The sequence below is a fragment of the Actinosynnema sp. ALI-1.44 genome, assembly GCF_001984155.1.
Taxonomy (GTDB): Bacteria; Actinomycetota; Actinomycetes; order Mycobacteriales; family Pseudonocardiaceae; genus Kibdelosporangium.
The window spans coordinates 143432-158813 of record NZ_MTQO01000047.1 but is presented as its reverse complement, the minus strand read 5'-3'; the positions used below and the strand labels follow the sequence as shown (position 1 = coordinate 158813).

Genomic DNA, 15382 nt, shown 5'->3' with positions numbered 1-15382 from the left:
TCTCCTTGTGGTTGTCCCGGCGAGGATCCGGGCATGGCGATGGTAGACACCGTCGCACCCACTCTGAGCTGCCAAAACGCCGGGCTTCACCGCATAGGGTGGCCCGAGTGGCAGCACGCGCCGAAAGTGGTTAGATACCCTCTGCAACCATTAAAATGACAGATATTGAAATCTGTCATCACAATGTGCATACTCGAAGAGGAGAAACCACCACATCCAGGAGGAACCCCCGTGCACACCCGACGACTTGGCAGGACCGGCCCCGAGGTGTCCGAGCTGGGGCTCGGCGCGATGGGCATGTCGGACATGTACGGTCCGGCCGACGAGACCGAGAGCATCGCGACCATCCACGCCGCGATCGACAGCGGCGTCACGCTGATCGACACCGGCGACTTCTACGGCATGGGCCACAACGAGATGCTCATCGGCCGCGCGCTGCGCGACCGGACCCGCGACGACCTCGTCATCAGCGTGAAGTTCGGCGCCCAGCGCTCCCCGGCGGGCGAGTGGGTCGGCTACGACGCCAGCCCCAACGCCGTGAAGACGGCACTGTCCTACACCCTGCGCCGACTGGGCACCGACCACATCGACATCTACCGCCCCGCCCGGCTGGACCCGGACGTCCCGATCGAGGACACCGTCGGCGCGATCGCCGAGATGGTCCAGGCCGGGTACGTCCGGCACGTCGGGCTGTCCGAGGTCGGCGCGGACACCATCCGCCGGGCCGCCGCCGTGCACCCGATCGCCGACCTGCAGATCGAGTACTCGCTGCTCACCCGGAGCGTGGAGGACACCATCCTGCCGACGCTGCGCGAACTGGGCATCGGGCTGACCGCGTACGGCGTGCTGTCGCGCGGTCTGTTGTCGGGACACTGGTCGGCCGACCGGCCCAACGCCGCCACCGACTTCCGGTCCCGCAGCCCGCGGTTCCAGGGCGACAACCTGACGCGCAACCTGGAACTGGTCGACGCGCTGCGTGAGATCGCCGACCGCAAAGCGGTTTCCGTCGCACAGGTCGCGATCGCGTGGGTACTGTCACGGGGGGAGGACATCGTGCCGCTCGTCGGCGCACGCAGGCGTGACCGCCTCGTGGAGTCGGCCGGTGCGCTGAGCGTGGAACTGTCGGAGGAAGATCTCGGCATGATCGAGAAGGCTGTACCCGTCGACGCGGTCGCGGGCGAACGGTACGACGCGCACCAGATGCGGACGCTGGACAGCGAACGCTGATGCCCGAGACGCTCACCGCGGACCAGATCCTCGAAGCGGCGCAGGACGTCCTGCGCCGCTTCGGCCCGAGCAAGGCGACCGTTGTCGACGTCGCGCGCGCACTCGGCGTCAGCCACGGCAGCGTGTACCGGCATTTCCCGAGCAAGGCGGCTTTGCGGGAAGCCGTCACGCGGCGGTGGCTCAGCCGGGCCCACGCAGCGGTCGCCCTGGCGGCCAAGGCGGATCTGCCCGCGCCCGAGCGGCTGCGCACCTGGCTGGCCACGCTGTTCGACAGCAAAAGGCACAAGGTGCTCGACGACCCCGAGCTGTTCGCCACCTTCACCGCGCTGGTGCGGGAGAACAGCAAGGTGGTCGCCGACCACATCGCCGAGCTGACCGCTGAGCTCGCGGAGATCCTGCGGGCAGGCGTCGCAGCGGGCGACTTCAAACCGTTCGACGACGTCGACCAGACCGCGCGGGCCGTCTTCGACGCGACGAACCGGTTCCACGACCCGGCGTACGCGGGCGAGTGGAAGCAGGACGGCATCGACGCGGCGTTCGACGCCGTCTGCTCACTCGTTCTCGCTGGTCTGGCTCGCTAGCTAGCCGCGCAGGCTCGCGCCCAGGTTGTCCAGGCCCATCGAGCCGAGGCGCAACGCGCGCATGTGGAAGTCCTTGATGTCGAAGGATTCCCCGTCGCGGCGACGCGCCTCGTCGCGCAGCTGCAGCCAGTAGCGCTCGCCGAGCTTGTACGACGGAGCCTGCCCAGGCCAGCCGAGGTAGCGGTCGATCTCGTCGTGCACGTGCTCGGCGTCGGTGATCGTGCGGGTCAGCATGAACTCGAGGCCCAGCTCCGGCGTCCACCGCTCGCCGTCGTGGAATCCGCTGCCCGCCGGGATCTCCAGCTCGAGGTGCATGCCGATGTCGATGATCACCCGTGCCGCGCGGAACAGGTGCGCGTCCAGCATGCCCATCAGGTCGCCGTCGTCGGTGAGGTAGCCGAGTTCCTGCATCAGCCGCTCGGCGTACAGGGCCCAGCCCTCGCCGTGCCCGGACACCCAGCCGAACAGGCGCTGGTAGCGGTTGAGCGACTCGGCCTCGGCCACGCCGGTGGCGATCTGCAGGTGGTGGCCGGGCACACCCTCGTGGTACACAGTGGACACTTCACGCCACGTGCTGAACTCGGCGCGACCGGACGGCACCGACCACCACATCGCGCCCGCGCGGGAGAAGTCGTCGCTCGGACCGGTGTAGTACGCGCCGACGCCGCCGCCGTCCGGGGCGATCTTGCAGTCCAGGCGCATCAGCGCGTCCGGGATGTCGAAGTGCACTCCCCGCAGTTCGGACAACGCGTTGTCGGACAACTGCTGCATCCACTGCTCGAATTCGCGGCGGCCTTGTACCCGGTAACGCGGATCGGCGTCGAGTGCGGCCGCGGCCTCGGCGAGGGAACCGCCCGCCTTGATCCGTTCGGCGACCGCGATCATTTCCTTCTCCACGCGGAAGAACTCGGTCCAGCCCCATTCGTAGGCCTCGTGCGGATCAAGCCGCGCGCCGAGGAAATACCGCGACCACAGTTTGTAGACGTCCTCGCCGACTGCGTCCTTCTTCGGCGCCTTGTCCGCGATCTCCGCACGCAGAAAACGCGCGAGCTCGCCATACGCCTCAGCGGCCTTGTCCGCGGCCGATCGCAGCCCGGTCGATTCCGGTTCCGGCGCGTCCTTGACGAACGCGGCGAAGAACGACTCGCCGTCGGCGCCCGACCACGTGTCGCACTGCTCGGCGACTTTGGTGATCTGCCGCAGTGCCACCAGCTGGTCGCGCCGCGCGGCGTCGAGCAGGCCCGCCTTGATGCCATCCACGGCGGCGGGCACCTTGCCCAGCAGGGTGCGGACGCCCGCCCAGTCCTCGGCGGTCTCGGTCGGCAGCAGGTCGAAGATCGCGCGGACGTTCTGCACAGTGCTCGCGATCACGTTCAGGTGGCCGGTGGTCAGCCCCGCCTCGTGCAGTTCCACGTCGATGCCGACGCGTTCGAGGAAATGGGCCTTCGCGGCGCGCTCGGAATCGTCGGCCGGTTCCATCGCCTCGATCTGGCGCAGGTAACGGGCGTTGAGCTCGGCGCGTTGCCGGTCTCCGTCCGGGGAGAAATCGGTCATCTCCGACTCGTATCCGGTCAGTCCGGCGTACGTGGCGGCGATCGGGTCGAGGGTGGCGTACTCGTCCACGAACCGTTCACTCGCCTCGTGGACCCCCACAGTGTGATTGGCCATGTCGGGGACGTTACCCGGTACGGATATGCGGCGGACCCGCCGGATTTCGCATCAGGCTGGACAAAGCTGGCATAGTGACGCCCGTGCACCAGGCTTCCCACCGTTCAGCCCGCCGGTGGGCTGCCGTGCCACTCTTGCTCGTGCTGGCGTTCGTGCTCAGCGGCTGTGTGCGAGTACGCGTGGCGATGGCGATCGACCCGTACGACCTGGTCTCCGGCACGTTCGAGATCGCGACCGTTCAGGCGAAGCCCGAGGAGGTCGGCCCGCAGCTGACCGTCCCCGCCGAGCTGACCAGCCAGGTCACGATGGAGCCGTACAAGGTGGACGGCTACGTGGGCCAGACGGTGAAGTTCACCCAGCTCAGCTTCGACCAGCTGCGCACGCTCAGCGAGTCGATCAGCACGGTGACCAGCCGCTACCGGCTCAACTTCCGGCGGTCCGGCGACATCGTCTCGCTCGCCGGGGTCGCCGACCTGAGCCAGCTTCGACCGGACGGGGTCGACGTGCAGCTCAAGATCGCCTTTCCCGGCCCGATCGGCAAGACCAACGGCGCGCTGGAGATGGACAACACGATCTCGTGGAAGCTCAACCCCGGCCGGATCACCGACATCTCGGCGACCGCGCAGTACAACGCCGAGTCCGGGATGTCGTGGACCAAGTGGGTGCTGCTCGTAGGCGCGGGCGCGGTGGGCACCGCGCTGATCGTGCTCGGTTTAGCCCTGTTCACGCACCGCCGCAACCGCCGCAAGGAGCAGGTCTCGGAGTACGCGTAGGGCTTGTCACGCCGTGCGGCTCGGCACCAGGTTCAGCCGGCCCAGTACCTCTTTTGTCGCCTTCGCCCGGTTGAACGTGTAGAAGTGCAGCACGTTGACGCCTTCGGCGAGCAACTGCTGGCACATCTCGGTCACCACGTCGATGCCTTCGGCGCGGAACGCCTTCGGGTCGTCGGCCAGCGGTTCGAGCCGGCTCGCGATGTGCGGGGGCACGGGCGCCCCGGACAGCTCCACCGTCTTGCTGAGCATCTTCGGGGTGGTGAGCGGCATCACACCCGGCAGGATCGGGGCGTCGCCGCCTTTGGCCGCCACCCGATCACGCAGCCGCAGGAAGTCCTCGGCCGAGTAGCAGAGCTGCCCGACGGCGAAATCCGCGCCTGCCCGGAACTTCCGCACCAGGCGGTCCGCGTCCGTGTCGATGTCGGCGCAGCGCGGGTGCCCGTACGGGAACGCCGCGACACCCACGCAGAAGTCGCCGAGCTCACGCACCAGGCGCACGAGGTCCTCGGCGTAGCTCAGGCCCTGCGGGTGCTTGACCCACTCCCCCATCGGGTTGCCGGGCGGGTCGCCGCGCAGCGCCAGCACGTTGTGCACGCCGACCGCGGCGTACCAGCCGATCACGTTGCGCAGTTCGGCCACGGAGTGGTCGACGGCTGTGAGATGCGCCATCGGCACCAGCGTCGTCTCCCTGGCCACGCGGCCCGTGGTGCGGATCGTTCGGTCGCGCCGGGAGCCGCCGGCGCCGTACGTGACCGACACGAACGCCGGGTCCAGCCCCTCGAGCTCACGGATCGAGCGCCACAGGATCTGCTCGTCGGCGTCGTCCCGGGGCGGCATGAACTCGACGGAGAAGGTGGCGTGGGCGACATTGATGCGCTCCAGCACGGACGTCATAGCGGAAAGCCTATCGGGAGTGCCGACCCCGCCGCGTCGGCCAAGTGTGCGGGGGCGGACGATGGACGCGTGCATCCGACGACCATTGACGACTCCGTCAGAGCCCACGTCGAACTCACCTTGACCGAGTACCTGGCGGCCAAGCAGTCCACGATGGCCAGCCTGACGCGCGAGCTCGCGGACGCACTCGACGCACTGGTCGAGTTCATCCTGCGGGGTGGCAAACGCATCCGCCCGACGTTCGCCTGGTGGGCCTGGCGCGGCGCGGGCGGCGAGCCGGACGCCCCGGCCGTACTGCGTGCGATCAGCGGTCTCGAGCTGATCCAGGGCTGCGCGCTGGTGCACGACGACCTGATGGACGCTTCCGCGGTCCGCCGGGGTTCGCCGACCGTGCACGTGACCTTCGAGCGGCTGCACCGGGAACGCGGCTGGCTCGGCCCGGCCGACCGGTTCGGCATGGCCGCCGCGATCCTGCTCGGCGACATCGCGCTGGCCTGGGCGGACGACATGTTCTACGGCTCCGGCGTCGCGCCGGAGCGGCTGGCGTCGGCCAGCGAGCCGTGGCAGGCGATGCGCTCGGAGATGCTCGCGGGCCAGTACCTCGACATCCTCACCCAGGTGGAGGGGGACGAGTCGGCCGAGGCGGCGCTGCGGGTGGCCCGGATGAAGACCGCCGCCTACACCGTGGAGCGGCCGCTGCACATGGGCGCGACGCTGGCGGGCGCGGATCCCGAGGTCGTCGAGCGGCTGCGGACGTTCGGAGCGGACATCGGGGTGGCGTTCCAGCTGCGGGACGACCTGCTCGGCGTGTTCGGCGACACCGACGTGACCGGCAAGCCCGCGGGCGACGACTTACGGGAGGGCAAGCGAACCCTGCTGGTCGCGCTCGGCCTGCACCAGGCGGACGCGGCGGGCGCCGCCGTGCTGCGGGACTGCCTCGGCAGCCAGGACCTCACGAGCGACGACGTCGAACGGGCCCGCGCGGTGCTGCGGGAGTCCGGCGCGGTCGACGCGGTGGAGGACAAGATCGAGGCGCTGACCGAGACCGCGATGCGGGCACTGGAGTCGGCCGACCTGGCTCGGCCCGCCGGTGACCGGCTCGCCGAGCTGGCGATCGCGGCGACCAGGAGGAACCACTGAGAAGCGTCACCGGCCGGACCGACCACGTCGTCGTGGTCGGCGCCGGTCTCTCGGGGCTGTCCTGCGCGTTGCACCTGCTCGGCGCCGGGCGCCAGGTCACCGTGCTGGAAACCGCGCCGTCACCGGGTGGGCGGGCCGGGCGGATGCGGCTCGGCGAGTACACGTTCGACTCGGGCGCGAGCGTGCTCACCATGCCCGAGCTGGTCGAGGAGGCGCTGGCACAGGTCGGCGCGCCGATGCTGGAGCTGACCCGGCTCGATCCGGCGTACCGCGCGCACTTCGCCGACGGCAGCACGATCCACGTCCACTCGGACGCCGGCGCGATGGCCGACGAGGTCCGCCGCGTGGCCGGGCCCGCCGAGGCCGCCGGGTACCTCCGGCTGCGGCGGTGGCTGTCGGAGCTGTACGCCGTCGAGCGGGATTCGTTCATCGGCGCGAACTTCGACTCCCCGTTGGACCTGGTCGGGTCGCGCCTGGCGAGCCTGGTCGCGCTCGGCGGGTTCGGGCGGCTGGGGCCCGCGATCGCCAAGCACCTGTCCGACGACCGGTTGCGCCGGTTGTTCTCGTTCCAGTCGTTGTACGCCGGTGTCCCGCCACGGCGGGCGTTGGCGGCGTACGCCGTGATCGCCTACATGGACACCATCGCGGGCGTGTGGTTTCCGAGGGGCGGTGTCTCGGCGGTCGCTGAGCACATGGCGCAGGCGGCGGTCACGGTGGGCGCGGACGTCCGGTACTCCTGCGGCGCGGCGTGGCTGGAGCGTGTGGGTTCCCGCGTGACGGCCGTGCGCACTACTGAGGGTGAACGGATCGCGTGTGACGCCGTTGTCCTGACTCCGGACCTGCCGGTCGCGCGCGGCCTGCTCGGTCTGCCGTCACGACGACCAGTTCCGTTGCAGTGGTCACCGTCCGCCGTCGTCCTGCACGCGGGGGTGGACCGGTCGTGGGACTCGCTCGGGCACCACACGATCTTCTTCGGCGCCGCGTGGGACCGGACGTTCGACGAGATCACCCGGCGCGGAACGCTGATGACCGACCCGTCCCTGCTGGTCACGCGGCCGACCGCGACCGATCCCGGGCTCGCGCCGGACGGCGGGCAGGTCGTCCAGGTGCTGGCGCCGTGCCCGAACCTGCGCACGTCCCGGATCGACTGGCCCCGGGTCGGGCCCGCGTACCGCGACGAGCTGGTCGAGGTGCTCGAACAGCGCGGGCTGACCGGTTTCGGATCCTCCATCGAGGTACGGCAGCTGGTCACGCCCGCCGACTGGGAGGCGCAGGGCCTCGGCGCGGGCACACCGTTCTCGCTGGCGCACACATTCCGCCAGACAGGCCCGTTCCGGCCGCGCAACCTGGTGCCCGGCGTGGACAACGCCGTGCTCGCCGGGTGCGGGACGACTCCGGGCGTCGGGATTCCGCCCGTGGTGATCTCGGGGCGGCTGGCCGCGCAGCGGATCACCGGGCGAAAGGGTCACCGGTAGGTAGCGAATATGCGCCAGACCATGCCGCACAAGTGGCTTCGGCCAGTAGTCAACTAACGTTGAACCCGTGATGCGGTACGGACTCGGCACCCTGATGGTGGCGGTCCTGCTGTGTTCCGGCTGCACCGGCGACGAGCCGCCCACCAACGCTCCGGCGCCCGCGCCGTCGACGACCGACACCGTCGCCCAATCCATTGTGGATCTCAAGGGCGCCGGCGCGGTCAACTACAACGGTTCGCTGACCGCCCCCGCGGGCGACAAGGTGACCATGCAGGTCACGGTGACCAAAGCCGGTGAGGCCATGGGCACCTTGTCGGTGAACGAACTGGCCGCGTCCGTCCTGGTCGTCGACCACACGCTGTACCTCAAGGCCGGGCTGGATTTCTGGCTGAAGCTGTCCGGCGTGCCGGACAGCACCGCGCCGACCGTGGCCGACCGGTGGGTCAAGGCGCCCGGGGTGCTGCTCGGCGTGGACATCGAGCGGATCTTCGACACCGAGACGCTGCCGTCGCTGTTCGGCAAACCACTGCCCGACCAGCCACCGGACGCCATCAAGCGCACCAAGGTGGCCGGCCGGGACGTGCTGGAGGTGCCGACCGACACCGGGGTGCTCTACGTCGGCGCGAGCGCGCCGTACGGCCTGGTCCGGTTCGACCTGACGAAGTCGGGCAAGAGCGACCCGACCAAGGTGCGTGACCTGGCGTTCAGCGTCACGGACGCGACCGGCGACATGGCCGCGCTCTACCGTGACCTCGCCGCGAGAGCCACCGAGCTGGAGACCGCCTACGACCCGTTCACCGGGGTCAAACAAGGCCCGCACAGGTTCCAGAACTGCGGCGTGGCCAGCTGCGCGATCGTGGTCGAGCTGACCAACGTGGGCAAGCAACCGGTCCGTGTGGCGATCAAGGCGACGTGGACCGCGTCAGGCAACACGATCGGGTCCTGTGACAGCCGTGTGGGGCCGCTGCAGCCCAACCAGGCGGGTACGGCCACCTGCACGCTGGCGTCGCCCCAGTGGACGCAGTTCTACCGCCGCGCGCAGTCCGTCGCCGGGCAGCACCCGTACGGGGCGGAATGGACGGCTATGGCGCTCATCACCCCGCCCGACCCGACTGGCCTGCGCACGTTGGCCACGTCAGCGCAAACACCGGTCGCCAACCCGCAAGGCAACCAGCACGTGTTCCTGATCCGCGGCAGCGCGGGCAAAGACGACAAGCAGATCTGGAAGTACGGCGTCGCGACCGGTGCCGACTGGCGGAAAATCCCCGACGAGCAGCTGAGGTTCTGCACCGCGGGTGGCATGCCGTCGTGTGTCGTCGACGAGGTCGCCGCGACCGGTGATCCGGCTTCCGCGCATGCGCTGGCCCGCCAGCTCGTCGACGCCTACCGCGGGCGCGTTGGCTCGTGCCCGCCTGCCCAGTGGGTCGGGTGCCCGCCTCAGTAGGCTCACGTAAGCCATGGTCATCGCCCCCTCCGCAACGCACCACCGACTTACGGTCGCGCTCGGGTTCGTCGGTTCGCTCGCGGTCTGCCTCAGCACCGTCGTGCCTGGTGGACGGGTCGTGTTCTACGTGGGCATCGCGGCGTTCGTGTGGGCGTGGCTGCGGCTGCGAACGTGCGCGCAACGGCAGATCCTCGTCGCGATCGGCGTGTGGGCCGTGCCACTGCTGGCGTCGTTGCCGCTGCTGAGCCAGGACCTGTACATCTACCTGGCGCAGGGTGCGATCGCGCATGCCGGGCTTGATCCGTACACCATCGGCCCGTCGGGGCTGGACAGCCCGTTGACCGACCGGGTCAGCTGGGTGTGGGAGAACACGCCGTCGCCGTATGGGCCGCTGTTCATCCTGCTGATGAAGAGCGTCGTCGCCGTGACCGGCCCGAACGTCCTCGTCGCGGCATTCACGACCAAGCTCGTGATCGCCAGCGGGCTGGTGCTGCTGTGCGCCACCCTGCCTGGTCTGGCGCGGCATCTCGGCGGTACGCCGGAGCAGGCGCTGTGGCTCGGCGCGGCGAACCCGCTGGTGCTGGTGCACCTGGTCGGCGGGCCACACAACGACCTGCTGATGATCGCCTTCCTGGCCGCCGGGACGCTGCTCGTCCTCGACCGCAAGCACGTCGCCGGGGTCGCTGTGGTGGCGCTTGCCGTGAGCATCAAGGTGACCGCCGCACTCGTGCTGCCGTTCCTGGTGTGGATCTGGGCCTCACGGGTCAAGCGCTGGGGTTTCGCCACGGCCGCCGGGCTCGGCGCGGTCGTCACGGTGGTGGTGTTCGGCCTGTGCACGCTCGCCGCCGGAGTGGACCTCGGCTGGCTGGGCGCGCTCGGCGGGAACTCGCTGCTGATCCACTGGCTGTCGGTGCCGACCGGGATCGGTGAGCTGTTCGGGGTGATCCCGGCCGCGCGGATCGGCGGGTGGGCGCTGCTGGCGGTGATCGTCGTGTGGTTGTGGTGGCGGTCGCGTTGCGGCGGTCCTCGAGCCGTTTCCGGGGCGGCATGGGCTTTGTTGGCCACTGTGCTGCTGTCCGCCGTGACCATGCCGTGGTACTTCACGTGGCCGCTCGTGCTGGCCGCCGGGTTCGCGTTCCAGCCCGCCGTTGTGGCCGGGATCTCGCTGTGGCTTGTGGTTGTCAACTACCCCAATGGGGATACCGGTCTTTACAACTGGTGGTGGGTGCTGCTGACCGCGGCGGCAGGAACTTTCGTCTGGTGGAGGGTCAAGCGTGAGCACGCGTGAGTTGGACGCGGCCGGGATCACGGATCCCGAGCTGCGTGCCGCCTACGCGGCCAGCAAGGCGATCAACGCCCGGCACGGCAGGACCTACTTCCTGGCCACGCGCTTGTTGCCGCTCGCCGACCGTCCTGCCGTGCACGCGCTGTACGGCTTCGCGCGAATCGCCGACGACATCGTCGACGGCACGCTGCCGAAAGCGCAGCAGACGATGGAGCTGCTGGCGCTCGAGCGGACCATGTGGAACGGTGACCAGCCCGTGCTGCGGGCGTTGGCCGACACGGTCCGCCGCTACCGGATCGACCGGGCGCTGTTCACCGACTTCCTCGCCTCCATGCGGATGGACCTGCACGTCAGGGACTACGCGACGTACGACGACCTGGCACGGTACGTCTACGGCTCAGCCAGCGTCATCGGCCTGCAGATGCTGCCCGTGCTGGGCACTGTCTCGCCGCGGGACGAGGCGGCGCCGTACGCCGCCGCGCTCGGCGAGGCGTTCCAGCTGACGAACTTCCTGCGGGACGTCGGCGAGGACCTCGACCGTGGCCGCGTGTACCTGCCGTTGGACGAGCTGGCCGCGTTCGGTGTGGACCGCGAGCGACTGCGTTGGGCCAGACGGACCGGCCGACGCGACCCGCATGTACGCAGAGCATTGGCACACATGGTCGCGCGCAACACAGCGGTCTACCGCCGTGCCGAACCGGGCATCGCATTGCTGCGGCCGTGGTCACGACCGTGCGTACGGACAGCGGCCAAGCTTTACCGGGGCATCCTCGACGAGATCGTGGCCGCGGACTACGCGATCCTCAACCAGCGCGCGGTCGTTCCCACCGGGCAGCGGCTGCGGGTCGCGTTGCCCGGCGCGGCCGCCTCGATCGGGCTCGCCGCCGGTCAGAACGCCAGGGCCTGGGCCCTGCGCTTGACCTCGCGGCCCCGGTCGCCCCGCAGCGCCTCGATCGGCGTGCCCGGCAGCGAGTCGTCCGCAGTGAACAGCCAGCGCAGGATCTCGCTGGTCGAATAACCCGAGTCGACCAGCACCGTGATCGTGCCCGGCAGGCCCTTGACCACCTCGTCGGCGTCGGTCAGGAAGATCGCCGGGACGACCACGTCACCGTCGCGGCGCACCGCGATCAGCTGGTGGTCCCGCAGGGCCTGCTGCACCCTGCTCACCGGACGGCCGAACCGGTCGGCCACTTCCCGCAGGGTCAGCACCTCCACCGCTGGGTCGAGCAGATCTTCAGCAATGGGAATCGCGCTCACGAATGAACACGATGCCACACGCCGCACGTATGAGAAATGAGGCAGGCCGACCACGGAGGGGCAAACCGGTCCGTACGATCGCACACGTGCAGGAAAGAGGCGGGCTTCAAATGGCGACGTTGCTGGAGCAGCGTTACCGGGTCGACGCGCCCCTTGCCCGTGGCGGCATGTCGGCGGTCTACCGAGGTATGGACACTCGGCTGGAGCGGCCGGTGGCGATCAAGGTGATGGATCACCGGTTCGCCGAGGACCGTTCGTTCGTCGACCGGTTCGAGCGTGAGGCACGAGCCGCGGCGAGCCTGCATCACCCCCACGTGATCGCCGTGCACGACCAGGGCTTCGACGGGGACCACGTGTTCCTGGTGATGGAACTGGTGGACGGCGGCACCCTGCGCGACCTGCTGACCGAGCGCGGCAGGCTGACCATCCCGCTGGCGCTGTCGGTGCTGCAGCCGGTGCTGTCCGCGCTCGCCGCGGCTCACCAGGCCGGGCTGGTGCACCGGGACGTCAAGCCGGAGAACGTGCTGATCGGCAAGCAGGGCACGGTCAAGGTCGGCGACTTCGGCCTGGTCAAGGCCATGGCCAGCGGAAACAACACGAGCCACAGCGTGATCCTCGGCACAGTGGCCTACCTGTCGCCGGAACAGGTGACCACGGGCGCGACGACAGCCCGCGGTGACGTGTACTCCGCGGGCGTCCTGTTGTACGAGATGCTCACGGGAACGCCTCCGTACGTCGGCGACACGCCGTTGTCGGTGGCGTACCGGCACGTGAACGACGACGTGCCGCCGCCGAGCCAGACCGCGCCGGGCATCCCCCAGGCGTTGGACGAGCTCGTGCTGCGTGCCACGCGCCGCGACCCGTCCGGCCGTCCTGCGGACGCGGGCGCGTTCCTTCAGGAAGTCGAGCGTGTCCGGCTCGCGATCGGCGCTCCGCTCGTGCCGGTGCCCGCCGCGGCACACGGCATGAAGACCACGCCGGGCATCGAGGTACCGACCCAGCAGACCGTGCCCGTGCAGAACAACGGCACACCGACCACACCCGGCCCGCGGGGCACTCGCGCGATGCTGCGATCCGACCTGGACGCGCCGCCACCTCCGCCGCCGGTTCCGCCCCGCACGAGGAAGCCCGCTGCGGCGTCACCGCCGGAGAAGTCGCCACGCAAACGTTTCCCCATCCCGAAGTGGGGCATCGTCGCCGCCGGCATCGCCGTCGTCGCGATCGTCGCGACGTTCATCCTGGTCAGCGGCCCGAGCCCGGTGGCGATCCCGAACGTGGTCGGCGCGGACAAGACGTCGGCGGTGCAGCAGATCCAGAACGCGCAACTGGCGCCGACCGTGCTCGAAAGCCGCAGCAACACCGTCCAGCGCGGCAAAGTGATCAAGACGGACCCGGCGTCGGGAACCCTGCTGCCGGGGTCGGCGGTGAACGTGTTCGTCTCGGCCGGGCCGCCGGTCGTGCCGGAGGTCCAGCCGGGCGCGACCGTGGAAGCCGTCGAGAAGGAACTGAAGGCACAGGACCTCAAGTCCGGCTTGTCCCCTGCGGACGACAGGTACGACAACAACGTGCCCAAGGGCGCGGTGCTGACCACGTCGCCGAGCGCGGGAACGCAGCTGAAGATCGGCGACACGGTGACGCTGATCCTGAGCAGGGGCCCGGCGCCGCTCAAGCCGTTGCCGAACGTGGTCGGCAAGTCCGAGGCCGAAGCCCGCTCGCTGGTGCAGGAAGCCGGTTACACCGTCACCAACGTCACCCAGAAGTTCGACGGCAGGACCGAAGGCGGCAAGGTGATCTCGACGACCCCCGGCGCGGGAACCACCGCCGAGGACAAGAAGGTCGAGTTCGTCGTCTCCAACGCGATCTCCGTGCCCGACCTCCGCGGCAAGAAGGTCAAAGAAGCACGGGAGCAGGTCGACAAGCTCGGCCTGAAGCTGGAGGTTGTCTCGTTCTTCGGCGACGACCGCGGCAATCGGCGGATCAACGCACAGGGACCGAACGCGGGCAGCCTGGTGGAGAAGGGCTCGACCGTCCGCGTGGCTGTCGAGTTCTTCGGCTGACCCGCCCTGCTGCACGAACGACGATGCCCCCAACGGCGCGTTGGGGGCATCGTTCACGTCGGGGCTGGTCAGGAGCGGAGCATCTCCGCGACCAGGAACGCCAGCTCCAGCGACTGCTGCGTGTTCAGGCGCGGGTCACACGCCGTCTCGTAGCGGCCGGACAGGTCCGTGTCGGAGATGTCCTGTGCGCCGCCGAGGCACTCGGTGACGTCCTCGCCCGTCAGCTCGACGTGGATGCCGCCCGGGTGGGTGCCGAGCCTGCGGTGCACCTCGAAGAAGCCCTGGACCTCGTCGACGATCCGGTCGAAGTGACGGGTCTTGTAGCCGGTCGACGACTCGTGGGTGTTGCCGTGCATCGGGTCGCACTGCCAGATCACCTTGTGACCCGACGCTTCGACCTTCTCGATGATGTTCGGCAGCACGTCGCGGACCTTGTGGTTGCCCATCCGGCTGATCAGCGTCAGCCTGCCCGGCTTGTTGTGCGGGTCGAGGCGCTCGACGTACTCCACCGCCAGTTCCGGGGTGGTCGTCGGACCGATCTTCAGGCCGATCGGGTTCGACAGCAGCTCGGCGAACGCCAGGTGCGCGCCGTCCATCTGCCGGGTCCGCTCGCCGATCCACAGGAAGTGCGAGGACAGGTCGTACAGCTTCGGCTCTTCGCTGGAGTTGTCCATCCGCAGCATGGCGCGCTCGTAGTCCAGCAGCAGCGCCTCGTGGCTGGCGAAGATCTCGGTGTGGTCCAGCGAGTAGTCGTGCACGCCGCAGGCCTGCATGAAGCGCAGGCCGCGGTCGATCTCGCCCGCCAGTGCCTCGTAGCGCTCGCCTGCCGGGGAGGTGCGGACGAAGTCCTTGTTCCAGTCGTGCACCATCGTCAGGCCCGCCATGCCCGCGCCGGTGAGGGCACGCAGCAGGTTCATCGCCGCGCCCGCGTTGGCGTAGGCGCGGATCATCCGGGACGGGTCCGGGACGCGCGCCTCGGGCGTCGCGACGAGCGAGTTGACGATGTCGCCGCGGTAGACCGGCAGGCCGAGGGCGTCGGTCGGGTTGGACCGCGGCTTGGCGTACTGGCCCGCGATCCGGCCGACCTTGACCACGGGCAGGCTCGCGCCGTACGTCAGCACCACGGCCATCTGCAGCAACGTCCGGATGTTGCCGCGGATGTGGGGCTCGGTGTTGTCCGCGAACGTCTCGGCGCAGTCGCCGCCTTGCAGCAGAAACGCCTGACCGTTGGCGACCTCGGCGAGCCGCTGGTGCAGGCGGTCGATCTCGGCGGGCACGGTGACGGGCGGCACGGACTCCAGCAGCGTGCGAACCTTGCGCACGTTGTCCTGGTCCGGCCACTCCGGCTGCTGCGCGGCCGGCTTGGCCAGGGCTTCGTCGAGCGCCTTGCGCAGGTGCGGCGGCAGCGGGGGCAGTTCGGGAAGCGTGTCCACGGGCACGTCCACGGTCCAGTTCACGCCTCTAGCCTAAGAGGTCCGCGAGGGAGTTTTACCGTCAGGCACGATTGGACCTCAATCTCCTCACTTCCAGGCCCCGAACGGGTTGGACAGGCCAACCGCCGCCCAGGGGCACGCCAGGCGT

The 15382-nt window shown here is 69.6% G+C and carries 12 protein-coding genes and 1 pseudogene; 9 read left to right on the top strand and 4 right to left on the bottom strand.

The genetic code is table 11. The annotated features are described in order from the left end of the window. Positions 1–231 precede the first annotated feature (231 nt). Both ALI144C_RS25810 and ALI144C_RS25805 read left to right on the top strand, forming a co-directional pair. Positions 232–1227 (top strand): aldo/keto reductase, encoded by a 996-nt coding sequence (locus ALI144C_RS25810; RefSeq protein ID WP_076989752.1) that lies wholly within the window; start codon positions 232–234, stop codon positions 1225–1227. After that, entirely contained in the window at positions 1227–1808 is a 582-nt protein-coding gene (locus ALI144C_RS25805) for a TetR family transcriptional regulator (RefSeq protein WP_193441227.1), read from the top strand. Before ALI144C_RS25810 ends, ALI144C_RS25805 begins: the two co-directional genes overlap by 1 nt. Here the strand turns inward: ALI144C_RS25805 and ALI144C_RS25800 are convergent, their stop codons facing one another. Continuing rightward, a complete protein-coding gene (locus tag ALI144C_RS25800; protein WP_076989750.1) occupies positions 1809–3476 on the bottom strand; it encodes a DUF885 domain-containing protein in 1668 nt (555 codons plus the stop codon). 125 nt (positions 3477–3601) lie between these two features. On the opposite strand from ALI144C_RS25800, the gene ALI144C_RS25795 reads away from it, so the two are divergent. Next, positions 3602–4249 (top strand): LppM family (lipo)protein, encoded by a 648-nt coding sequence (locus ALI144C_RS25795; RefSeq protein ID WP_168211355.1) that lies wholly within the window; start codon positions 3602–3604, stop codon positions 4247–4249. Between the two features lie 6 nt (positions 4250–4255). Here the strand turns inward: ALI144C_RS25795 and ALI144C_RS25790 are convergent, their stop codons facing one another. Further along, positions 4256–5143: a methylenetetrahydrofolate reductase gene (locus ALI144C_RS25790; RefSeq protein ID WP_076989748.1), complete on the bottom strand. Its 888-nt coding sequence runs from the start codon at positions 5141–5143 to the stop codon at positions 4256–4258. Positions 5144–5212: 69 nt separating this feature from the next. Here ALI144C_RS25790 and ALI144C_RS25785 point away from each other — a divergent pair, with 69 nt between their 5' ends. The 5 genes from ALI144C_RS25785 to ALI144C_RS25765 all read left to right on the top strand — a co-directional run bounded on the left by ALI144C_RS25785 (position 5213) and on the right by ALI144C_RS25765 (position 11505). Beyond that, positions 5213–6283, top strand: coding sequence for a polyprenyl synthetase family protein (locus ALI144C_RS25785; RefSeq protein ID WP_076989747.1), 1071 nt, complete (start codon positions 5213–5215; stop codon positions 6281–6283). Then, positions 6280–7758, top strand: a complete 1479-nt coding sequence (gene crtI, locus ALI144C_RS25780) for a phytoene desaturase family protein (protein ID WP_076989746.1) — start codon at positions 6280–6282, stop codon at positions 7756–7758. Before ALI144C_RS25785 ends, crtI begins: the two co-directional genes overlap by 4 nt. A gap of 67 nt (positions 7759–7825) precedes the next feature. Continuing rightward, the gene (locus ALI144C_RS25775) at positions 7826–9202 is read left to right on the top strand and encodes a hypothetical protein (RefSeq protein WP_143230863.1); all 1377 of its coding nucleotides are present in this window, start codon (positions 7826–7828) and stop codon (positions 9200–9202) included. A 13-nt stretch (positions 9203–9215) separates the two neighbouring features. Next, on the top strand, positions 9216–10490 hold the full coding sequence (mptB, locus tag ALI144C_RS25770) for a polyprenol phosphomannose-dependent alpha 1,6 mannosyltransferase MptB (protein ID WP_076989744.1): 1275 nt from the start codon (positions 9216–9218) through the stop codon (positions 10488–10490). Beyond that, positions 10477–11505, top strand: coding sequence for a phytoene/squalene synthase family protein (locus tag ALI144C_RS25765; RefSeq protein ID WP_076989743.1), 1029 nt, complete (start codon positions 10477–10479; stop codon positions 11503–11505). Before mptB ends, ALI144C_RS25765 begins: the two co-directional genes overlap by 14 nt. Here the strand turns inward: ALI144C_RS25765 and ALI144C_RS55740 are convergent. Further along, positions 11442–11744 (bottom strand): annotated as a pseudogene (locus tag ALI144C_RS55740) (Rv2175c family DNA-binding protein); the annotation flags it as partial. The gene ALI144C_RS25765 and the pseudogene ALI144C_RS55740 sit on opposite strands and share 64 nt — an antisense overlap. A 110-nt stretch (positions 11745–11854) precedes the next feature. Here ALI144C_RS55740 and pknB point away from each other — a divergent pair. Continuing rightward, the gene (gene pknB, locus ALI144C_RS25760) at positions 11855–13801 is read left to right on the top strand and encodes a Stk1 family PASTA domain-containing Ser/Thr kinase (protein WP_076989742.1); all 1947 of its coding nucleotides are present in this window, start codon (positions 11855–11857) and stop codon (positions 13799–13801) included. 68 nt (positions 13802–13869) lie between these two features. On the opposite strand, the gene ALI144C_RS25755 is transcribed toward pknB, so the two are convergent. Then, positions 13870–15258 carry a class II 3-deoxy-7-phosphoheptulonate synthase gene (locus tag ALI144C_RS25755; RefSeq protein ID WP_076989741.1) on the bottom strand — a complete coding sequence of 463 codons (1389 nt, stop codon included), beginning with the start codon at positions 15256–15258 and terminating at the stop codon, positions 13870–13872. Positions 15259–15382 lie beyond the last annotated feature (124 nt).

Bases quoted from the DNA above. Each gene is read 5' to 3' on its own strand.
- mptB (WP_076989744.1), top strand. From the start codon at position 9,216: ATGGTCATCGCCCCCTCCGCAACGCACCACCGACTTACGGTCGCGCTC.
- ALI144C_RS25790 (WP_076989748.1), bottom strand. From the start codon at position 5,143: ATGACGTCCGTGCTGGAGCGCATCAATGTCGCCCACGCCACCTTCTCC.
- ALI144C_RS25805 (WP_193441227.1), top strand. From the start codon at position 1,227: ATGCCCGAGACGCTCACCGCGGACCAGATCCTCGAAGCGGCGCAGGAC.
- pknB (WP_076989742.1), top strand. From the start codon at position 11,855: ATGGCGACGTTGCTGGAGCAGCGTTACCGGGTCGACGCGCCCCTTGCC.
- ALI144C_RS25800 (WP_076989750.1), bottom strand. From the start codon at position 3,476: ATGGCCAATCACACTGTGGGGGTCCACGAGGCGAGTGAACGGTTCGTG.